This window comes from Pseudomonas sp. GW821-FHT07G06 (assembly GCF_058986625.1).
In genome coordinates this window covers 182,701-198,561 of sequence record NZ_JBYSVW010000011.1, presented here as the reverse complement: position 1 = coordinate 198,561, position 15,861 = coordinate 182,701, and the positions used below count along the sequence as shown (strand labels likewise).

Below are 15,861 nucleotides of genomic sequence, written 5' to 3'. Positions count from 1 at the left end.
GCTCTACATACCAATGGTTTGTACTTTGGACAGAGCAACGCTGCCCAGCCCGGCCAGATTGAGCATCAACTCACCGCCGGTCTGACTGATGGTCACGCTGTTGACGGTCGCGGGCAGGTTGGTGATCAACGCGACGGACTTGCCGTCGATCGTGGTCGTGGCGCCGAAGGTGTAGGTGCCCGCAGGTACCGTCTCACCCGCATCGTTCTTGCCATCCCAGATGAAGCTGGCGTTGCCGGCCTTCTGCGAACCGAGGTCGATGGTGCGCACGGTCTTGCCGGTTGAATCGGTGATCTTCAGGGTGGCGGACGCCACCGAAGACGGCACCACCACCGTGCCGCTGAGGCTCTTGGTGGTATCGACCACAGCCTTGTCACCCGGCGCGATGACCGAACGGCCCACCAGCGACGACGCCTGCAAGGCCTGGGACGAGTTGTAGTTGCTGGCCAGGCCGCTCACGGTGTCGTTGAGCGTGGTGATGCCTTCCAGGCTGCTGAACTGCGCCAACTGGGCCACGAACGCACCGTTGTCCTGAGGCTCCAGCGGGTTCTGGTTTTTCAACTGGGTGACCAGCAACTGCAGGAACGCATCCTTGCCCAGGGCCTTGTTGCCCGAGGCGCTGCCGGCTGCCGAGGCGAGCCCGTCAGTCGTGGTGTTGGTCTTGATCGAAGAGTTGGCCAGGATGTCGTTGAGGCTCAAACCGCTGGTGGAATCGGTAACACTCATCTGAGTCGCCCCTTATCACTGACCGAGGGTCAGGACTTTCTGCATCATGGTTTTGGCGGTGTTCATCATTTCGGCGTTGGTCTGGAACGAACGGCTCGCGGAAATCATGTCAGCCATTTCTTCAACCACGTTGACGTTCGGGTAGTAGACGTAGCCCTTGGCATCGGCGGCCGGATGGTTCGGCTCGTAGCGCGCCTCGAGATTGCTCTGGTCTTCGACCACACCCAGCACCTGCACGCCTTGGCCGGCGGCGTCCTGGTTCTGGAACAGCGAGTCGCTGCCGCCGCTCTGGCCACCCTGGAACATAGTGGCGAACACCGGGTGACGTGCGCGGTAGGTCTGGTCGATGCTCGACGAGACGGTCTCGGCGTTGGCGATGTTCGAAGCGACGGTGTTCAAACGCGTGGTCTGCGCACTCATGCCGCTACCGGCAATGTTGAAAACACTGGATAGAGACATGGCTTACTCTCCGCGCAGGGCTGACACCAGCCCTTTGAATTTGCTGTTGAGCAGGGTGAAGCTGGCCTGGAAATTGACCGCGTTTTCCGCGTAGTTCGACTGTTCCAGCTGGGCGTCCACGGTGTTCTGGTCGATCGACGGTTGCATCGGCGTGCGATACAGCAACGACTCGTCGCCATTGCCCAGGCCTTCGGCTTCGATATGACGGCTGTTGGTCATGTTCAAGGCGAAGGTGCCGCTTTTGGTTTTCTCGTTCTGCTCGGCGAGCACTTTCGAGAAGTCCAGGTCCCGAGCCTTGTAGTTCGGGGTATCGGCGTTGGCGATGTTATTGGCCAGGACTTCGGCACGCTGGGCGCGGAAGCCCAGGGCTTGTTCGTGGATACCGAGCGCTTTATCGAAGCTGATGCTCATGTCGGGAAACCTTCGGGTGACCTGATTTTTCGTAGGATCAACTTAGCAAGCCCCATGCCAATTCAAAAAAGCCCGAAAACCGGGGCTTTGCCGGACATGGCAAGGCGGCAATGCCAGAAAAGCGGCAACGGTTTTCCGCCGCCTGCCGCTTTTCTGCCGCTTTCCCCAACCCCCAACCGCCCTCTCCCGAATCGGGCACTGCCCCTCTCTGGATCGGACGCCGCCCCCTGTAGGAGCTGCCGAAGGCTGCGATCTTTTGATTTTAAAAAACAAGATCAAAAGATCGCAGCCTGCGGCAGCTCCTACGTGATGCAAAAGCGGCGCGCATAAAAAAGGAGTCCCTGAGGACTCCCGTTTTTAGGCGCGCCGCTTCTGCATCATTTCGCCTGGTAAATGATCCCCGGGCTGCACTGGACCATCTGGTAATGATCCGGCAAACCGTTCAACGCTTCGGAAGCACCGAGGAACAGGTACCCCCCCGGCTTCAACGTGCTGTGGATGCGCAACAGGATGTCCTTCTTCACCTCGGCGGAGAAGTAGATCAGCACGTTGCGGCAGAACACGATGTCGAACTTGCCGAGGCTCGCATAACTGTCCAGCAGGTTGAAGGAACGGAATTCCACCCGGCTCTTGATCGGCGCCTTGATCGCCCAGCGTCCCGGCCCTTTCGGGTCGAAATAACGCTGCAGGCGCTCGGGCGACAGACCGCGGCCGATGGCCAGGCTGTCGTACTCGCCGGTCTTGCAGTTGTTCAGCATGGTCCCGGACAGGTCGGTGGCAACGATCTGTACGCCCATCCTCAACTGGCCCATGTTGACCCGTTCGAACTCGTCGATGGACATCGACAGCGAATAAGGTTCCTGGCCCGACGAGCACGCCGCCGACCAGATACGCAGGCGCTGGCCGGGGCTGGCCTTGATCGCTTCGGGCAGGACCTTGTTCTTCAAGACTTCAAACGGATAGGTGTCACGAAACCACAGGGTTTCGTTAGTGGTCATGGCATCCACCACCTGTTCGCGCAAACCGCTGCGCGGCTGGGTCTGCATGCGCTGAACCAGCTCCCCCAAAGACTTGATGCCTTGTTGTTCCATCAGTTTGTTGAGACGGCTGGAGACCAGGTACTGCTTGTTTTCACCGAGCAAAATGCCACAGGCTTTTTCCAGGAATACCCGGAACTGTTCGAAATCCAAATTACCCGTAGACAATGATGCCGCCTCTTAAATCGTGTTGACTGCCAGGGGCGCAGGCCCCTAGCTGATATCTGCTGCTTTGATCCGGTCGACTACCCGGGATGCCAGGTCATCAGGACGGAACTTGGCCAGGAAGTCATCGGCACCGACCTTCTTGACCATCGCCTGATTGAATACCCCCGACAACGAAGTATGCAGGATGATATGAAGCTTTTGCATGCGCGGGTCGTTGCGGATTTCCGCCGTCAGGGTGTACCCGTCCATCTCCGGCATCTCGATGTCGGAGATCATCATCAGGAACTCTTCTTCCGGCTTCTTGCCCTCGTCGACCAGTTTGCGCAGGTAATCCAGCGCTTGCCGACCATCGTTCAACGCCACCACTTCGACGCCGACCGTTTGCAGGCAACGCGTGACCTGCTTGCGCGCCACCGATGAGTCGTCGACCGTCAGCACACGCAACGAAAGCGCCTTGTGCTGGGTTTCGACATCCACCACGCCGACGGAAATCGCTTCCGGCGTCGGTGCCACTTCCGCGAGCACCTTCTCGACATCGATGATTTCGACCAACTGATTGTCGACCCGCGTCACCGCCGTCAGGTAGTGATCGCGCCCGGTACCCTTGGGTGGCGGATGGATCTCCTCCCAGTTCATGTTGACGATGCGCTCCACCGAACGCACCAGGAAACCCTGGGTCTTGGTGTTGTACTCCGTGATGATCACGAACGGATTGTTCTTGTCCTTCAACGCACCGGAGCCGGTCGCCATCGCCAGATCAAGGATCGGAATGGTCGCCCCCCGGATGTTCGCCACGCCACACACGACAGGACTGGACTTGGGCATCAACGTCAGTTGGGGGCATTGCAGCACCTCCCGAACCTTGAATACGTTGATCCCGTACAGCTGCTGGCCGTCGAGACGGAACAACAACAGCTCAAGGCGATTCTGCCCCACCAGTTGCGTGCGCTGGTTTACCGAATCCATTACACCAGCCATGCCCAGACTCCTACACCAACGCCAAGTGTTGTTGCGACGCGCCTTCATCACTAAACGGCACGGCGCTTGCTTTTTTAATCGTTATGAACACAGAACCGACATTTTTTCGACGCCTGACCACACCCTACCGCAAATTGCTCGGCGTGCTGGCGGCTGTTTGCCTGTTCAACGCTGGCAGCCCTGCCCTTGCTGACGCGGTTACCTTGCCTGACATGCTTATCGGCGTCACTCAGGGCTTTCTTGAATTCACCGTAGAAGACTATCTGGCAACCAGTCAAACGGAAGGTCGTTACGAGATCCAGGTCAATCCGCTCGACCCGCGCATGCACATGCCCATGTGCGACAAGGAATTGACAGCAACGCTCGAGAGTCCCAAGCCGCTGGGACGGGTCACGGTCAAGGTCCGCTGCGAGGGCGCCGCCCCCTGGACTGTGTTCGTACCCGCTCAAGTCCGCCTGTTTCGCGATGTCGTGACCAGCGCCCGGCCACTGCGCCGTGCCGCCATTGTCGAGCCTGGGGATGTGGTGCTGCGCGAGCGCGATATCAGCCTGATCAGCCAGGGCTACCTGACGTCCCTTGATCAGGCGATCGGGCAGCGACTGACCCGACCAATGGTCACCGACCAGGTGATTACCCTGGTGCATATCGAACAGGCCGAGGTGATCCGCAAGGGTGATCAGGTGGTGATTACCGCCCGCAGCGGTACGCTCAGCGTGCGCATGCCCGGCGAAGCCCTGTCGAACGGCAGCCTGAGCGAACAGATCAGGGTGAAAAACCTCAACTCCCAGCGGGTCATCAAGGCGCAGGTCATGGCGCCGGGGCAGGTGGAAGTGTCCATGTAAGGCGCTCTGCTCATTGGAATGTGGCGCTTGCGGCGGCTGTTCCCTAGACTGTGCTCCATGCAGGGCAAGCGCTGACGCGCGCGAGGTTCATTGGTAAATGAGCCTAAAGTTTTCCAGGGAATGGCCGAAACCATGGCAAGCGTCCAAATTCCCAGAGGTTTTTTTATCATGGTCATCGATTTCAGCCGTTTGAACAGCTCCTCGTCCCTTACGGGCAGTACACGTACCAGCGCCAGCAAGGAAAGCGCCGAAGCCGGCAAAACCGCGCCGCTGGAATCCGCGGCCGAACAGGTCGGTACCGTCAAAAGCGGGGAATCGGTACATCTCAGCAATGAGGCTCAACAGTTGCAGAAGGTCACTGACAAGCTGCGCGATCAGCCTGCCGTCGACAAAGCCCGGGTGGCCGAGTTGAAAGCAGCGATTGCCGATGGCAGCTATAAAGTCGACAGCAACCGTGTAGCCAGCAAACTGCTCAACTTCGAAGCCCAGCGCTAGGCCACCGCCGGCGCCAGGCTTTTGGACGCTTAAAACCCAAGGCCAGCCATGCACGACACTCATTTACTGCAACTGATCACCGACGACTTTGCTCCAGCGCAACACCTGCTGGAATTACTGCAGACCGAATCCCTCGCCTTGCATGGCCGTGACATGCCACTGCTCGAGGACATCCTGGCGCAGAAACAGGCATTGGTCGTCCTGCTCGAACAGCATGGCCGCAAGCGCAGTGAAATTCTCGCCAGCCTCAACCTGCCGACCAACCGCGGCGGGCTGGAGCAACTGGCCAGCCAGTCGAGCATTGGCGACCAGTTGCTGGCGCAAAGTGACGTGCTGACCGATCTCCTGGCCCAGTGCCAGGCCATCAACGCCAACAACGGCCAGTCGATCCTCACTCAGCAAGCCGCTACAGCCACCCAGCTGAAAATCCTCACTGGCGGTGAAACTCCGGCGCTTTACGATGCCAGCGGAACATTCTCCAAGCTTGCTAAGCCGCGCCCGCTCAGTCAGGCTTAGGCCGCTTGATGCGCCCGCTCTATCCAAGACGCGAAAGATGCTGGCAGAATGCTGGCCAGTCGTAGTCAAATTTTGTCTGGAGATTGATTAACCGTGTCCAATGCCTTATCCGTGGATGATGCTCCGCAGCCACCCAAGGTGCTCTCCACGCCCTTGGAAATCTCCAGCAATCTGCGCCAGCTGCTCGAAAGCCATGACCCGCTGATCATCACGTTCCACGAGCGCAGCCAGCGCTTCCAGAGCTATCTGGTGGACCTGGACCGGGAAAGCAACATGATTGCCCTGGACGAAATGATCCCTCGCGACGGCGAGCGCTACCTGATGGCGGGCGAACCCTTCAGGGTCGAAGGCTTCCACGAAGGTGTGCGCATTGCCTGGGAAAGCAACGGCCAATTGAAGATCGACGAATCCGGTGGCAGCCGCTGCTATCGCGGCACCCTGCCCGATGAAGTGGTGTACCACCAGCGCCGCAATGCGTTCCGCGCGGCATTGAAGCTGGCACAACTGGTCAACGTCAATCTCGACGGCGAAAAGCTCAAGGCCCCCATCAGCGGCAAGCTGCTGGATATTTCCGCTACCGGCTGCAAACTGCGATTCGACGGCGACATCACGGGCAGCCTGCAACTGGGCCAGGTGTACGACCGCTTCAACGCCGACCTGCCCTTTGGCAAGATGACGGCTCCAGTCGAGTTGCGTTATCTGCACTTCGAAGAAAAGATCTCCACCACCTTCGCCGGCGTTCGCTTCCACAACATGAGCGGATTGGTGCAGCGCCAGGTCGAACGCTTCGTCTACCAGTTGCAGCGTGAAGCCCGCCGCTTCGACAAAGACGACATCTGATAGAGCCTCCACAAAAAACGGGCAGTCCCTTGCGGGGACTGCCCGTTTTTTTGTGCCCCGGCTTTAAGGCCTGGCCTCGCTGAAGTTAGGGTCCCGCCCTGTATCAGGGTCTGGCGGCGGCTGATCGGTTTCAGTTTCGGTGACAGGTTCCGGCTCAGGCTCTGGCCCGGTACTCACCGGACTGTGCATCTGCTCCTGCACCACCTGCTCATCGACACGCGGGTCGAGGCAGGCCACCAGTGGCGAACTCGTCATATTGTCCGGCATGGCCACGTGGTGCAGCGGTGCGTCGTCGACCTGATGCAGGTTGGTCACCGCTTTCGGGCGAATCCGCCACACCAGCACCAACGCAAAGAAACTGAAGAACGCATAGAGCATCTGGCTGCCAAACAGCTTCATCAGCACACCTGCCACCAGCGGCCCGATACTCGCACCCACGCCGTAGGTGACCAGCAACATTGCCGTCAGGGACACCCGGCGATCACCTTCGACGTGGTCATTGGAGAACGCCACCGCCAACGGATACAGGCAGAACTGCACCAGCGAGCAGAGGAACCCGGCGATGAACAATACCTCCAGCGGCACCTGCGGCATGATCGCCAGCGGCAGTGCAGCCAGTGCCAGGCTGAACGCGAAACTGCGGATCAGCACGGCCCGGTCGTAGCGGTCGGACAACCAGCCCAACGGCCACTGCACCAACAGCCCGGCAAAAATGCAGCTACCCATGAACAGACCGACCTGCTCCGTGGACAACCCTTGCTGCGAGGCATACAGCGGCGCCAGACCGTAGAACGAACCGACAATCAGGCCCGCCCCGAGCACCGTACTCAATGATTGCGGGACACGTTTGATAAAGAACCGAGGCTCCATCGGTGCAGGATGCAAGGGTGCAGGGTGAATCCGCCGGGTCAGGGCCACAGGCACCAGACACAGGGCAAAACACAGGGCGACCAGCATCAGCAGCTCCAGCCCCAGCGCCGGGTGCATGACCAGAATCAGCTGCCCCAGCACCAGGCCCAGGTACGAAGCGATCATGTAACCGCTGAACACCATGCCGCGCTGATTGGCATCGGCCTGCTCATTGAGCCAGCTCTCGATCACCATGTACTGGCACATCATGCCCAGACCCACTATGACCCGCAGGAACAGCCAGGCCGGCAGCCAATCGACCAGGCCATGGCCGAGCACCGCCGCGCCGACGATCCCCGCACAGGCCGAGTAGGCCCGGATATGCCCGACACGGGCAATCAAGCGGTGACCGATCTTGCCCCCCAGCACCAGACCGAAATAGTTGGCGGCCATCAACGCACCGACCCACAGGCTGTCGACATGATCGGCTGCCAGGCGCAAGCCCAGGTAAGTACTCAACAGGCCCGAGCCGATCAACATCATCAGCGAGGCGAAATACAGTGCTCGAAAGGATTTCCAGATTTGGCGCATCGGCGTTCCGAGCGGCTCCTTGCAGTGAGAATCGGCTATCGCTAAACGATAGCCGGATGTCGACAGATCGTCAGGCCTGGGCGGCTAAAACACGTCGTTCCCAGGGCGTAATTTCATCATGGAAACTGGTCAGCTCCAGGGTCTTCGAAGCGATGTAGCCTTCGATGAATTCCGTGCCGAACAGTTCCTTGGCCAACTGGCTACGTTTCAGACGCTCAAGTGCTGCATGCAAGGTACACGGCAACGAAAGATTGTCCGGCACTTCGAATTCACCCTGGATCGGTGCGCTCGGCTCCAATGCGTTCTCGATGCCATGCAACCCTGCCGCCAGGCTTGCGGCAATCGCCAGATACGGGTTGGCGTCGGCCCCGGGCAAGCGGTTCTCGACCCGACGAGCCACCGGCAAACTGGCCGGGATGCGCAGGCCGGCCGCCCGATTGTCGTGGGACCAGCAGGCATTGTTCGGTGAGGCGTAAGGGTGGCACAAGCGCTGATAGGAGTTCACGTTCGGCGCAAACAACGCGGTGAAGTCGGCCATGCACACTTGCTGACCGGCAATGAAATGGCGGAAGGTGGCCGTCTCCTGCCCCGCCTCGTCACTGAACACGTTACGCCCCGAATCGATCTCGACCACGCTCTGGTGAATATGCATCGAACTGCCCGGCGTATGCGCCAGGGGCTTGGCCATGCAGACCACGCTCAGGCCATGCTTGAGCGCCACTTCCTTGAGCAAGTGCTTGAACAGGAACGTCTGGTCGGCCAGCAGCAATGGATCGCCATGCAGCAGGTTGATCTCGAACTGGCTGACGCCCATCTCGTGCATGAAGGTATCGCGGGGCAATCCCAGCGCCGCCATGCACGCGTAGACTTCATTGAAGAACGGCCGCAAGCCGTTGTTGGAACTGACGCTGAACGCCGACTGACCGTCCTCGCGACGACCGTCCTGCCCCACCGGTGGCTGGAATGGCTGAGTCGGGTCGGTGTTAGGCGCAAAAACGAAGAACTCCAGCTCGGTCGCCACCACGGGCGCCAGGCCGCGGGCCGCGTAACGGGCAATCACCGCCTTGAGCTGGCCACGGGTCGACAGGTTGGAGCTGGTGGTAGTGCCCAGTTCATCCGCGTCGCAAATGGCGAAAGCACGCGGCGGGTTGCTCCAGGGCAAGCGGTGGATTTGTGCAGGGTCCGGAATCAGCGCCAGGTCGCCATCATCGCTGCCGTAAAACCGCGCCGGCGGATATCCGCCCATGATGCATTGCAGCAGCACACCCCGCGCCAGCTGCAAACGTCGACCGTCGAGAAAACCCTCGGAGGTCATCACTTTGCCCCGTGGAACGCCATTCAAATCCGGCGTGACACATTCAACTTCATCAATGCCCGTCAATCGCTGCGCGAGTGAACTCAGGCCAACGGTCGTCATGACGCTATCCTTGTTATTGTGCGGGCCGCGAACGGCGACCGTACAAAATAGGCTCCGCGTGTTCGGAATTTCAAGCAGTCCACATCAATAAAGACGCAAAACCCCCGTAGGAGCTGCCGAAGGCTGCGATCTTTTAATTTCCAAGATCAAAAGATCGCAGCCTTCGGCAGCTCCTACGAGAAACAATCATGGAAGGAAAAGTCTGAACACCCCACCGCCCAACGGACCGCCATTGCTGATCTCGGTGTGCCCGCCCACGCCGTTGCGTTGATGCAGCGCGGCAATTCGTCCGGCAAAGTACAGGCCCAACCCGGTGCTGCCGGTGCTTTGATTGATGCCCTGGGCGTAATCGGCCTGACGCTCGATCATCTGCGCCGGATACCCCTCGCCATCGTCATTGATGGTCAACACCAGTTGCCCGGCTTCGTCACTGACACTGATCAGAACGGCATGCCGTGCAAAACGAATGGCGTTGTTGATGCAGTTGGCCAATACCGACGCGATCAACTCGCGGTCGAAGAAACCCAGCGGGCTCAGCGGGTCCACTTCATAGGTGGCCATGATGCCGCGGCTGGCGAACACCTCCTGATGACACGCCAGTTGCGCTTCGATGAAGTCGTCCAGCTCATGGTAGGCCGGTTGCAACGGCATCTGGTTGACGCCGAGCTTATACAGCCCCAGCAACTGCACCAGCATGCCGTTGAGGTGGGCGAACTCGAAGTCGATCACGCCCTGCTCCGGCGTCTGCTGCGCCGATTCCGGCAATCGCGCCAGCCACTGGCTGTGGGCCTGCATCAGCATGGCCAGCGAGTTCTTCATGTCGTGCACGGTGGAGGCGATCACCGTGGAGAAGTCCAGTGCCTGTTCGTTGTCGTTCATTGGCCAAACGCCTTGCTTTTGAGCTTTTGGTAACGTGGAAAACGCGCGTCGGTGTCGGGCATCAGGCCGACCATTTTCAGGCAGGTCCGGCATTCCTCCAGCTCCGCCGAAGCAACGCTGGTATCGGTGCCGTGCAACAGCGACTGCGCCAGGTTAAGGGCGATACTGATGTTCTTCGGTTGCATCGCCAGGGCTTTGCGAAAGACCTGCCGGGCCTCCACCAGATTGCCGGTCTTGTAGACGCGCACGCCCTGACGGTTGAGTTCAGCGGCGGCATTGCCGGCATTGAGGATGCTCGGGTCGTCGGTCTGCTTGGCGATGTCTTTCATGACAGCCGGATCGTCGCCGTAGATTTCCACGCAGTTTTTCAGCATCGCGGTGCCGGCCTCGGACTGCCCGAGCATTTTCAGTTGCTTGGCCACCAGCAACGCAGCTTCCGCGCTCATGAATTGCTCCATGCCATCGAGGCGCAACAGTGCCTGCTCGGTGAGCTTGTCGGCCGTTTCCGCATCGTTGATCAGCAGACTGGTAGCCTTCATCAAGCGTGCACGAATTTGCAGGCCAGGGTCGCCAGGGTTGTCCTTGGCCACTGCGCTCAACGTGGTGTTGATTTCCAGCCGGGTGCGGGTATCCAGCCCCCTGTCGCTGCCCTTGCTGATCAAGGCGTGAGCCAGGCCGAGGTTGCTTTCAGGGTCCTTGAAACGTGACTGCGCGCCTTGGGCCACAGCCTGACGATAGGCTTTGGAAGCGGTATCGAAGTCCTCGTTGGTCATTGCCAGCTTGCCCAGCAACGCTTGCCGGCGCACCGCCAGCGGCGACAGGCGGATCGCTTCTTCGAGAACGCGCTGCGCCCCCTTGGTGTCCCCTTCGGCGACCAGCACGTCAGCCATGCCGTCATACAGCGACGGCATCATCGGGAACACTTTCAGGGCTTTTTCGTAGATACCTTTGGCCTGCCCGACCTGACCGCGCTTGAACAGCAACTTGCCCAGCCCGGCAAATGCCCAGGGCAACGGACGGTCAGCGATGATGCCGTCGTACAGCCGCTCCAGCGCTTCGTTCTGATTGAGGTCGCGCAAGGCATCGGCGCGATAGCGCAGGCACAACGGCGAGTAACGGATGTCTTGCTTGCACAGGGCGATGCAGGCGTTGAGCACCTCCATCGGCTTGCCTCGGTCGAGGGCCTGCAGGATCGGCTTGAGCAACGTTTTGCGCTGCTCCAGGCGCTCCAGGCGCTGGGCCAGGCTGGAACGGTTGAACGGCTTGGTCAGGTAGGCATCGGGTTCATGCTCCAACGCACTGAGCACCATGGCCTGGCTGGTTTCGGCGGTGACCATCACGAACACCGCCTCATGGCTGATCAACTTTTCTTCCATCAGGTCTTCGAGCACCTGCTGGCCGTTCTTTTTGCCGTCGCCCAGGTGAAAGTCCTGCAGGATGAAATCGTAGGCCTTCTGCGAACACATTTTCAGCGCCTGTTCGCCGGTATCGGCAGTGTCCACTTCCTTGACGCCCAGTTCGCGCAGCATCGAGCGAACCGAACTGCGGAAGTCCGAGAAATCATCGACGATCAGAAAACGCTTTTGGTGATACGACAGCATCGAAGATTTCCAGGCAATTTAAGAAGGAGAACCCAAAGGCAAATACACGGACGGACTCAGCTTCGCAGCCCCTGTTTTGGCGCGCAGATGATAGCTGGTAGCCCTTAGCCATCAAACAGCTTCTCATCGCCAATCAGCACATGCACTGACCGCCAGAGGTGAAGACGCTCGTAACTGTCCGTGTTATCGGCCAGCCATGGCATTCCCTTGAGAACCTGCCCCAACGCTCACTCGGAATAGGTGAAGGCGCTAGTGAAAACGAGACGCAGCGCACAAAAAAGCCCCGCCGGAATCAACTTTCCGAAGGGGCTTTTTGGACAGCAAAATGCTGATGAAGGATGGTGTCCCAGGGCAGGTTCGAACTGCCAACCTTCCCCTTAGGAGGGGGATGCTCTATCCAATTGAGCTACTGAGACACAAGTCGGCCACGAAGAAACGCGGTGCGATGGACGGCGTGCATGTTAACGGCCGGGCTGGCTTTTGTCATGTCGTCCGTTGGCTTTTTAAGTGTAGGCAGACGCCTCGGTCGAGCGCGGACTTGTTGACCGTGCAAATTGCATCAATGCAAAAAGCCATCATTGCAAAATGCAATATGGTGCTTTACCAAAAATAACTTAATTCATTGTTTTTTAAGAATTTAATTGCCGATAAACTCTGGCATGCGAGCTGCTTCCACTGTTCTCACAGAACAACCGAGGCACGTGCCATGAAATGCGCCCTTTTACTCTCGAATGCACTCGCACTGGCAGTTTTACTGGGATTTCATTTTTTTCCCGAGAGCAGCGCGACGCAGGTTGTCCAACGCATGCCGCATTACCTGCAGTTGCAGAAGGCTCCGCAGCTGGCAGCGATAAGCGACCAGCACGGCTTTGTAAGCCAGGAAAACATCCCGGTGCCGAACCCGCCTGCCGAACGTTTGGCATTTTGAATCCCCCACCAGGAGCACTACATGTCCAGATCAGCCGCGAGCTTTTTCATCCTCGCCTTGTTGAGCGGCATTTTTCATCTGTCATTGACCCAGGACTTGGTCGTCACCCTCCCCCTGATCGCCTGTGGTGTATTCACCACTCTGTTCGTGCTCGCATTGATTGCCGGGCGCAAGATCAAGTTTGATCCGGTACTGCGTTGACCCCTGGCTTGGCAGATTCAGGCCTGCCATCCATCCTGAATTCAGCCCCTCAATACGACCTCCCCTAGTAAATCGGCCATTTGCCACTATTCTGTAAGGGCAAGGAGCAGGGATCGAGCCCGCTTTTTTCCTCCCGCCAGAGACCTTTCGTCGGTCGGAGAAAGCACCAAGCGAAACGGCCCGGTCAAACTTTTCAAACCAGTGCGCATTTCTGATAATTGGTGCTGGCAGAACGCCTTTATCCAGTTCAATATTTGTCACAGAATTGACGCCAAGGATCTGGCTGGTTTGAGGCATGATGCGCGCCTCTATCAATTCAGGTTGAACATTTGGTCAGAGAGCTTGTCCTACCAGACATCCTGCGGCCAATCCCGAAAACCGCTCCCCTGAACTAACCGGTTAAATATATGCGCCCATTGAAACAGGCAATTTATTCCAGCCGTACGGCTGACAAGTTCGTCGTACGTCTGCCAGACGGAATGCGTGAACGCATTGCCGAGGTGGCTCGCAATCATCATCGCAGCATGAACTCCGAAATCATTGCGCGCCTTGAGCAGAGTCTTATTCAGGAAGGCGCACTGGGAGAAGAGTTGAGCATGCGCCTGGACAGCCCGGAGCTTTCCTTGCACGAACGGGAGCTGCTGCAGCGCTTCCGCCAACTCTCCCATCGACAGCAGAACGCCCTGGTGTCACTGATCGCTCATGACGCTGAAATGGCCGCCGACGCGTCCTGATTCAGCCAGAAAGCTCAAGCCAGCCTGATCGCTGGCTTTTTTTTGGTTATTTCACAGGCTTGAACATGTGCACGCCCCCGTGTAGGAGCCCCTTGTGGGAGCTGGCCTGCCAGCGATGGTCGTTAACGATAACGCGGGTGAACCAGATCAACGCGGCGCACTTGAGTCCATCGCCAGCAGGCTGGCTCCTACAGTTTCCCGGGCTTGTGTGAAGAATTTTTTTGCCTGAAACCCGGGCACAAAAAACCCGCCAGAAGGCGGGTTTTCAGTGAGCAGGACATCAGAGCAGGAAAATTGTCGCCAACCCGAGGAAGATGAAAAAGCCTCCGCTGTCGGTCATGGCCGTAATCATCACACTGGCTCCCATCGCAGGATCACGGCCCATCTTCGCCAGGGTCATCGGAATCAAGACCCCCATCAATGCTGCCAGCAACAGGTTGAGCGTCATCGCGGCGGTCATCACCACGCCGAGCGACCAACTGCCATACAGCAGATAGGCGACCACACCGATCACCCCACCCCATATCACACCGTTGATCAAGGCGACTGCCAACTCCTTGCGCATCAGGCGCGAGGTATTGCCGGTGCTCACCTGGTCCAGCGCCATCGCTCGAACGATCATGGTGATGGTCTGGTTGCCCGAGTTACCACCGATCCCCGCCACGATCGGCATCAACGCCGCGAGCGCCACAAGCTTCTCGATCGAACCCTCGAACAAACCGATGACTCGGGAAGCCACGAACGCGGTAATCAGGTTGATCGCCAGCCAGGCCCAGCGGTTACGCAGGGATTTCCAGACCGACGCAAAAATGTCTTCTTCTTCACGCAGACCCGCCATGTTGAGAACTTCGCTTTCGCTCTCTTCACGGATCAGGTCGACCATTTCATCGATGGTCAGACGGCCGATCAGCTTGCCGTTCTTGTCGACCACGGGCGCGGAGATCAAGTCGTAACGCTCGAACGCCTGGGCGGCATCGTAGGCGTCTTCGTCCGGGTGGAAACTCACCGGATCGCTGGCCATCACCTCGGAAACCTGTTTGTCCGGATCGTTGACCAGCAAACGCTTGATCGGCAACACGCCCTTGAGGACGCCGTCGTAATCGACCACGAACAGCTTGTCGGTATGGCCCGGCAGCTCTTTCAGACGACGCAGGTAACGCAGGACCACTTCAAGACTGACATCCTCGCGGATGGTCACCATCTCGAAGTCCATCAGCGCACCGACCTGTTCCTCGTCGTAGGACAGTGCCGAACGCACACGCTCGCGTTGTTGCTGGTCAAGGGTCTCCATGAGCTCATGGACGACGTCTCGCGGCAGCTCGGAGGCCAGGTCAGCGAGTTCGTCGGCATCCATGTCCTTGGCGGCTGCCAGGAGCTCGTGATCGTCCATGTCGGCGATCAGCGATTCACGGACCGAATCGGATACTTCAAGGAGGATGTCGCCGTCGCGATCGGCCTTGACCAATTGCCAGAGCGTCAGACGATCGTCCAGCGGCAAGGCTTCAAGGATGTAGGCGACGTCGGCGGAGTGCAGGTCATCGAGCTTGCGTTGCAACTCGACAAGGTTCTGCCGGTGGACCAGGTTCTCGACCCGGTCATGATGCGGGCCTTCCTGGCGGTGAGTCAGGTCTTCTACCACTCGCTGGCGCTGCAGCAACTCAACCACCTGAGCCAGGCGATCCTGCAAGCTTTCCTGCGTTTTCTTTACTTCAACTTCGGACATAGGCGAACTCCACTCCCAGCAGCGGGGCACGCCGGAAGGATCAATCAGTCAATTCATGATTGGTGAAACGGGGTACTGAGTAACTACTGGGTAAGTCCATGGAGGTATTCCACAAGCCCCGGCGGGGCTGACGGGCGCAATGATACACCGCCTGACGGTTTTAAACGTTAAAAAATCTTGGCTGAAACAAGCGCTTGCATAACAAACCTGAGCATCGTCCTGATCCGTGAAAATGCGACGACGCAATCCGAGAGGAAAACACACGCCCCTTCGAAAATTGTAGCCGTCAGCCTTGAAAAGGAATGTCACGCAGGACGCCCGGGAGCACGCAGAGGCGATCTTCAACCGGCAAGAGCCAGCAAGACGCCAGGCACGCGTGGCGTTCGACGGGAAGGGATGCTAGAAGGAAAAAGCCAAATCCCGGACGGCAAAAAGCCCGCATTAAATGCGGGCTTTCTGTTGTATG

The 15,861-nt window shown here is 58.7% G+C and carries 18 protein-coding genes and 1 tRNA gene; 8 read left to right on the top strand and 11 right to left on the bottom strand.

Annotation, left to right across the window (positions count from 1 at the left end; all coding sequences use genetic code 11):
- Window positions 1-3: 3 nt before the first annotated feature.
- From flgD to AC3WJW_RS19735, 5 genes are all read right to left on the bottom strand, one after another.
- Window positions 4-726 carry a flagellar hook assembly protein FlgD gene (flgD, locus tag AC3WJW_RS19755; RefSeq protein WP_493727061.1) on the bottom strand — a complete coding sequence of 241 codons (723 nt, stop codon included), beginning with the start codon at window positions 724-726 and terminating at the stop codon, window positions 4-6.
- Between the two features lie 15 nt (window positions 727-741).
- Window positions 742-1,185 (bottom strand): flagellar basal body rod protein FlgC, encoded by a 444-nt coding sequence (gene flgC / locus AC3WJW_RS19750; protein WP_007937507.1) that lies wholly within the window; start codon window positions 1,183-1,185, stop codon window positions 742-744.
- Between the two features lie 3 nt (window positions 1,186-1,188).
- Entirely contained in the window at window positions 1,189-1,596 is a 408-nt protein-coding gene (gene flgB / locus AC3WJW_RS19745; RefSeq protein WP_007980125.1) for a flagellar basal body rod protein FlgB, read from the bottom strand.
- A 377-nt stretch (window positions 1,597-1,973) separates the two neighbouring features.
- Window positions 1,974-2,801 carry a protein-glutamate O-methyltransferase CheR gene (cheR, locus tag AC3WJW_RS19740; RefSeq protein ID WP_007980127.1) on the bottom strand — a complete coding sequence of 276 codons (828 nt, stop codon included), beginning with the start codon at window positions 2,799-2,801 and terminating at the stop codon, window positions 1,974-1,976.
- Window positions 2,802-2,846: 45 nt separating this feature from the next.
- Window positions 2,847-3,779 carry a chemotaxis protein CheV gene (locus AC3WJW_RS19735; protein ID WP_015096472.1) on the bottom strand — a complete coding sequence of 311 codons (933 nt, stop codon included), beginning with the start codon at window positions 3,777-3,779 and terminating at the stop codon, window positions 2,847-2,849.
- An 83-nt stretch (window positions 3,780-3,862) separates the two neighbouring features.
- Between AC3WJW_RS19735 and flgA the strand changes: the two genes are divergently transcribed.
- The 4 genes from flgA (at window position 3,863) to AC3WJW_RS19715 (ending at window position 6,472) form a co-directional block, all read left to right on the top strand.
- Window positions 3,863-4,621, top strand: coding sequence for a flagellar basal body P-ring formation chaperone FlgA (gene flgA, locus AC3WJW_RS19730; protein ID WP_493727060.1), 759 nt, complete (start codon window positions 3,863-3,865; stop codon window positions 4,619-4,621).
- 168 nt (window positions 4,622-4,789) lie between these two features.
- Window positions 4,790-5,116: a flagellar biosynthesis anti-sigma factor FlgM gene (gene flgM / locus AC3WJW_RS19725; RefSeq protein WP_493727059.1), complete on the top strand. Its 327-nt coding sequence runs from the start codon at window positions 4,790-4,792 to the stop codon at window positions 5,114-5,116.
- 48 nt (window positions 5,117-5,164) lie between these two features.
- The gene (locus AC3WJW_RS19720) at window positions 5,165-5,632 is read left to right on the top strand and encodes a flagella synthesis protein FlgN (protein ID WP_493727058.1); all 468 of its coding nucleotides are present in this window, start codon (window positions 5,165-5,167) and stop codon (window positions 5,630-5,632) included.
- Window positions 5,633-5,725: 93 nt separating this feature from the next.
- Complete coding sequence (locus AC3WJW_RS19715) at window positions 5,726-6,472, top strand: flagellar brake protein (RefSeq protein ID WP_493727057.1); 747 nt, start codon at window positions 5,726-5,728, stop codon at window positions 6,470-6,472.
- Window positions 6,473-6,535: 63 nt separating this feature from the next.
- On the opposite strand, the gene AC3WJW_RS19710 is transcribed toward AC3WJW_RS19715, so the two are convergent.
- The 5 genes from AC3WJW_RS19710 to AC3WJW_RS19690 form a co-directional block, all read right to left on the bottom strand.
- Complete coding sequence (locus tag AC3WJW_RS19710; RefSeq protein ID WP_493727056.1) at window positions 6,536-7,912, bottom strand: MFS transporter; 1,377 nt, start codon at window positions 7,910-7,912, stop codon at window positions 6,536-6,538.
- A gap of 70 nt (window positions 7,913-7,982) precedes the next feature.
- Complete coding sequence (locus tag AC3WJW_RS19705; protein WP_493727099.1) at window positions 7,983-9,227, bottom strand: glutamine synthetase family protein; 1,245 nt, start codon at window positions 9,225-9,227, stop codon at window positions 7,983-7,985.
- A 288-nt stretch (window positions 9,228-9,515) separates the two neighbouring features.
- Window positions 9,516-10,208: a sensor histidine kinase gene (locus tag AC3WJW_RS19700; protein ID WP_102699815.1), complete on the bottom strand. Its 693-nt coding sequence runs from the start codon at window positions 10,206-10,208 to the stop codon at window positions 9,516-9,518.
- On the bottom strand, window positions 10,205-11,809 hold the full coding sequence (locus tag AC3WJW_RS19695) for a response regulator (protein ID WP_493727055.1): 1,605 nt from the start codon (window positions 11,807-11,809) through the stop codon (window positions 10,205-10,207). Before AC3WJW_RS19695 ends, AC3WJW_RS19700 begins: the two co-directional genes overlap by 4 nt.
- Window positions 11,810-12,148: 339 nt before the next feature.
- A tRNA-Arg gene (locus tag AC3WJW_RS19690) sits at window positions 12,149-12,225 on the bottom strand.
- Window positions 12,226-12,515: 290 nt separating this feature from the next.
- Here AC3WJW_RS19690 and AC3WJW_RS19685 point away from each other — a divergent pair.
- From AC3WJW_RS19685 to AC3WJW_RS19675, 3 genes are all read left to right on the top strand, one after another.
- Entirely contained in the window at window positions 12,516-12,737 is a 222-nt protein-coding gene (locus AC3WJW_RS19685; protein ID WP_493727054.1) for a hypothetical protein, read from the top strand.
- 21 nt (window positions 12,738-12,758) lie between these two features.
- A complete protein-coding gene (locus AC3WJW_RS19680; RefSeq protein ID WP_493727053.1) occupies window positions 12,759-12,938 on the top strand; it encodes a PA3371 family protein in 180 nt (59 codons plus the stop codon).
- A gap of 407 nt (window positions 12,939-13,345) precedes the next feature.
- Window positions 13,346-13,672, top strand: a complete 327-nt coding sequence (locus AC3WJW_RS19675; RefSeq protein ID WP_003178899.1) for an Arc family DNA-binding protein — start codon at window positions 13,346-13,348, stop codon at window positions 13,670-13,672.
- A gap of 280 nt (window positions 13,673-13,952) precedes the next feature.
- Here AC3WJW_RS19675 and mgtE read toward each other — a convergent pair whose 3' ends face one another.
- Entirely contained in the window at window positions 13,953-15,395 is a 1,443-nt protein-coding gene (mgtE, locus tag AC3WJW_RS19670) for a magnesium transporter (protein WP_007971042.1), read from the bottom strand.
- Window positions 15,396-15,572: 177 nt separating this feature from the next.
- On the opposite strand from mgtE, the gene AC3WJW_RS19665 reads away from it, so the two are divergent.
- Window positions 15,573-15,861 (top strand): hypothetical protein (locus AC3WJW_RS19665; RefSeq protein ID WP_493727052.1); only part of this gene is annotated, 289 nt, incomplete at its 3' end.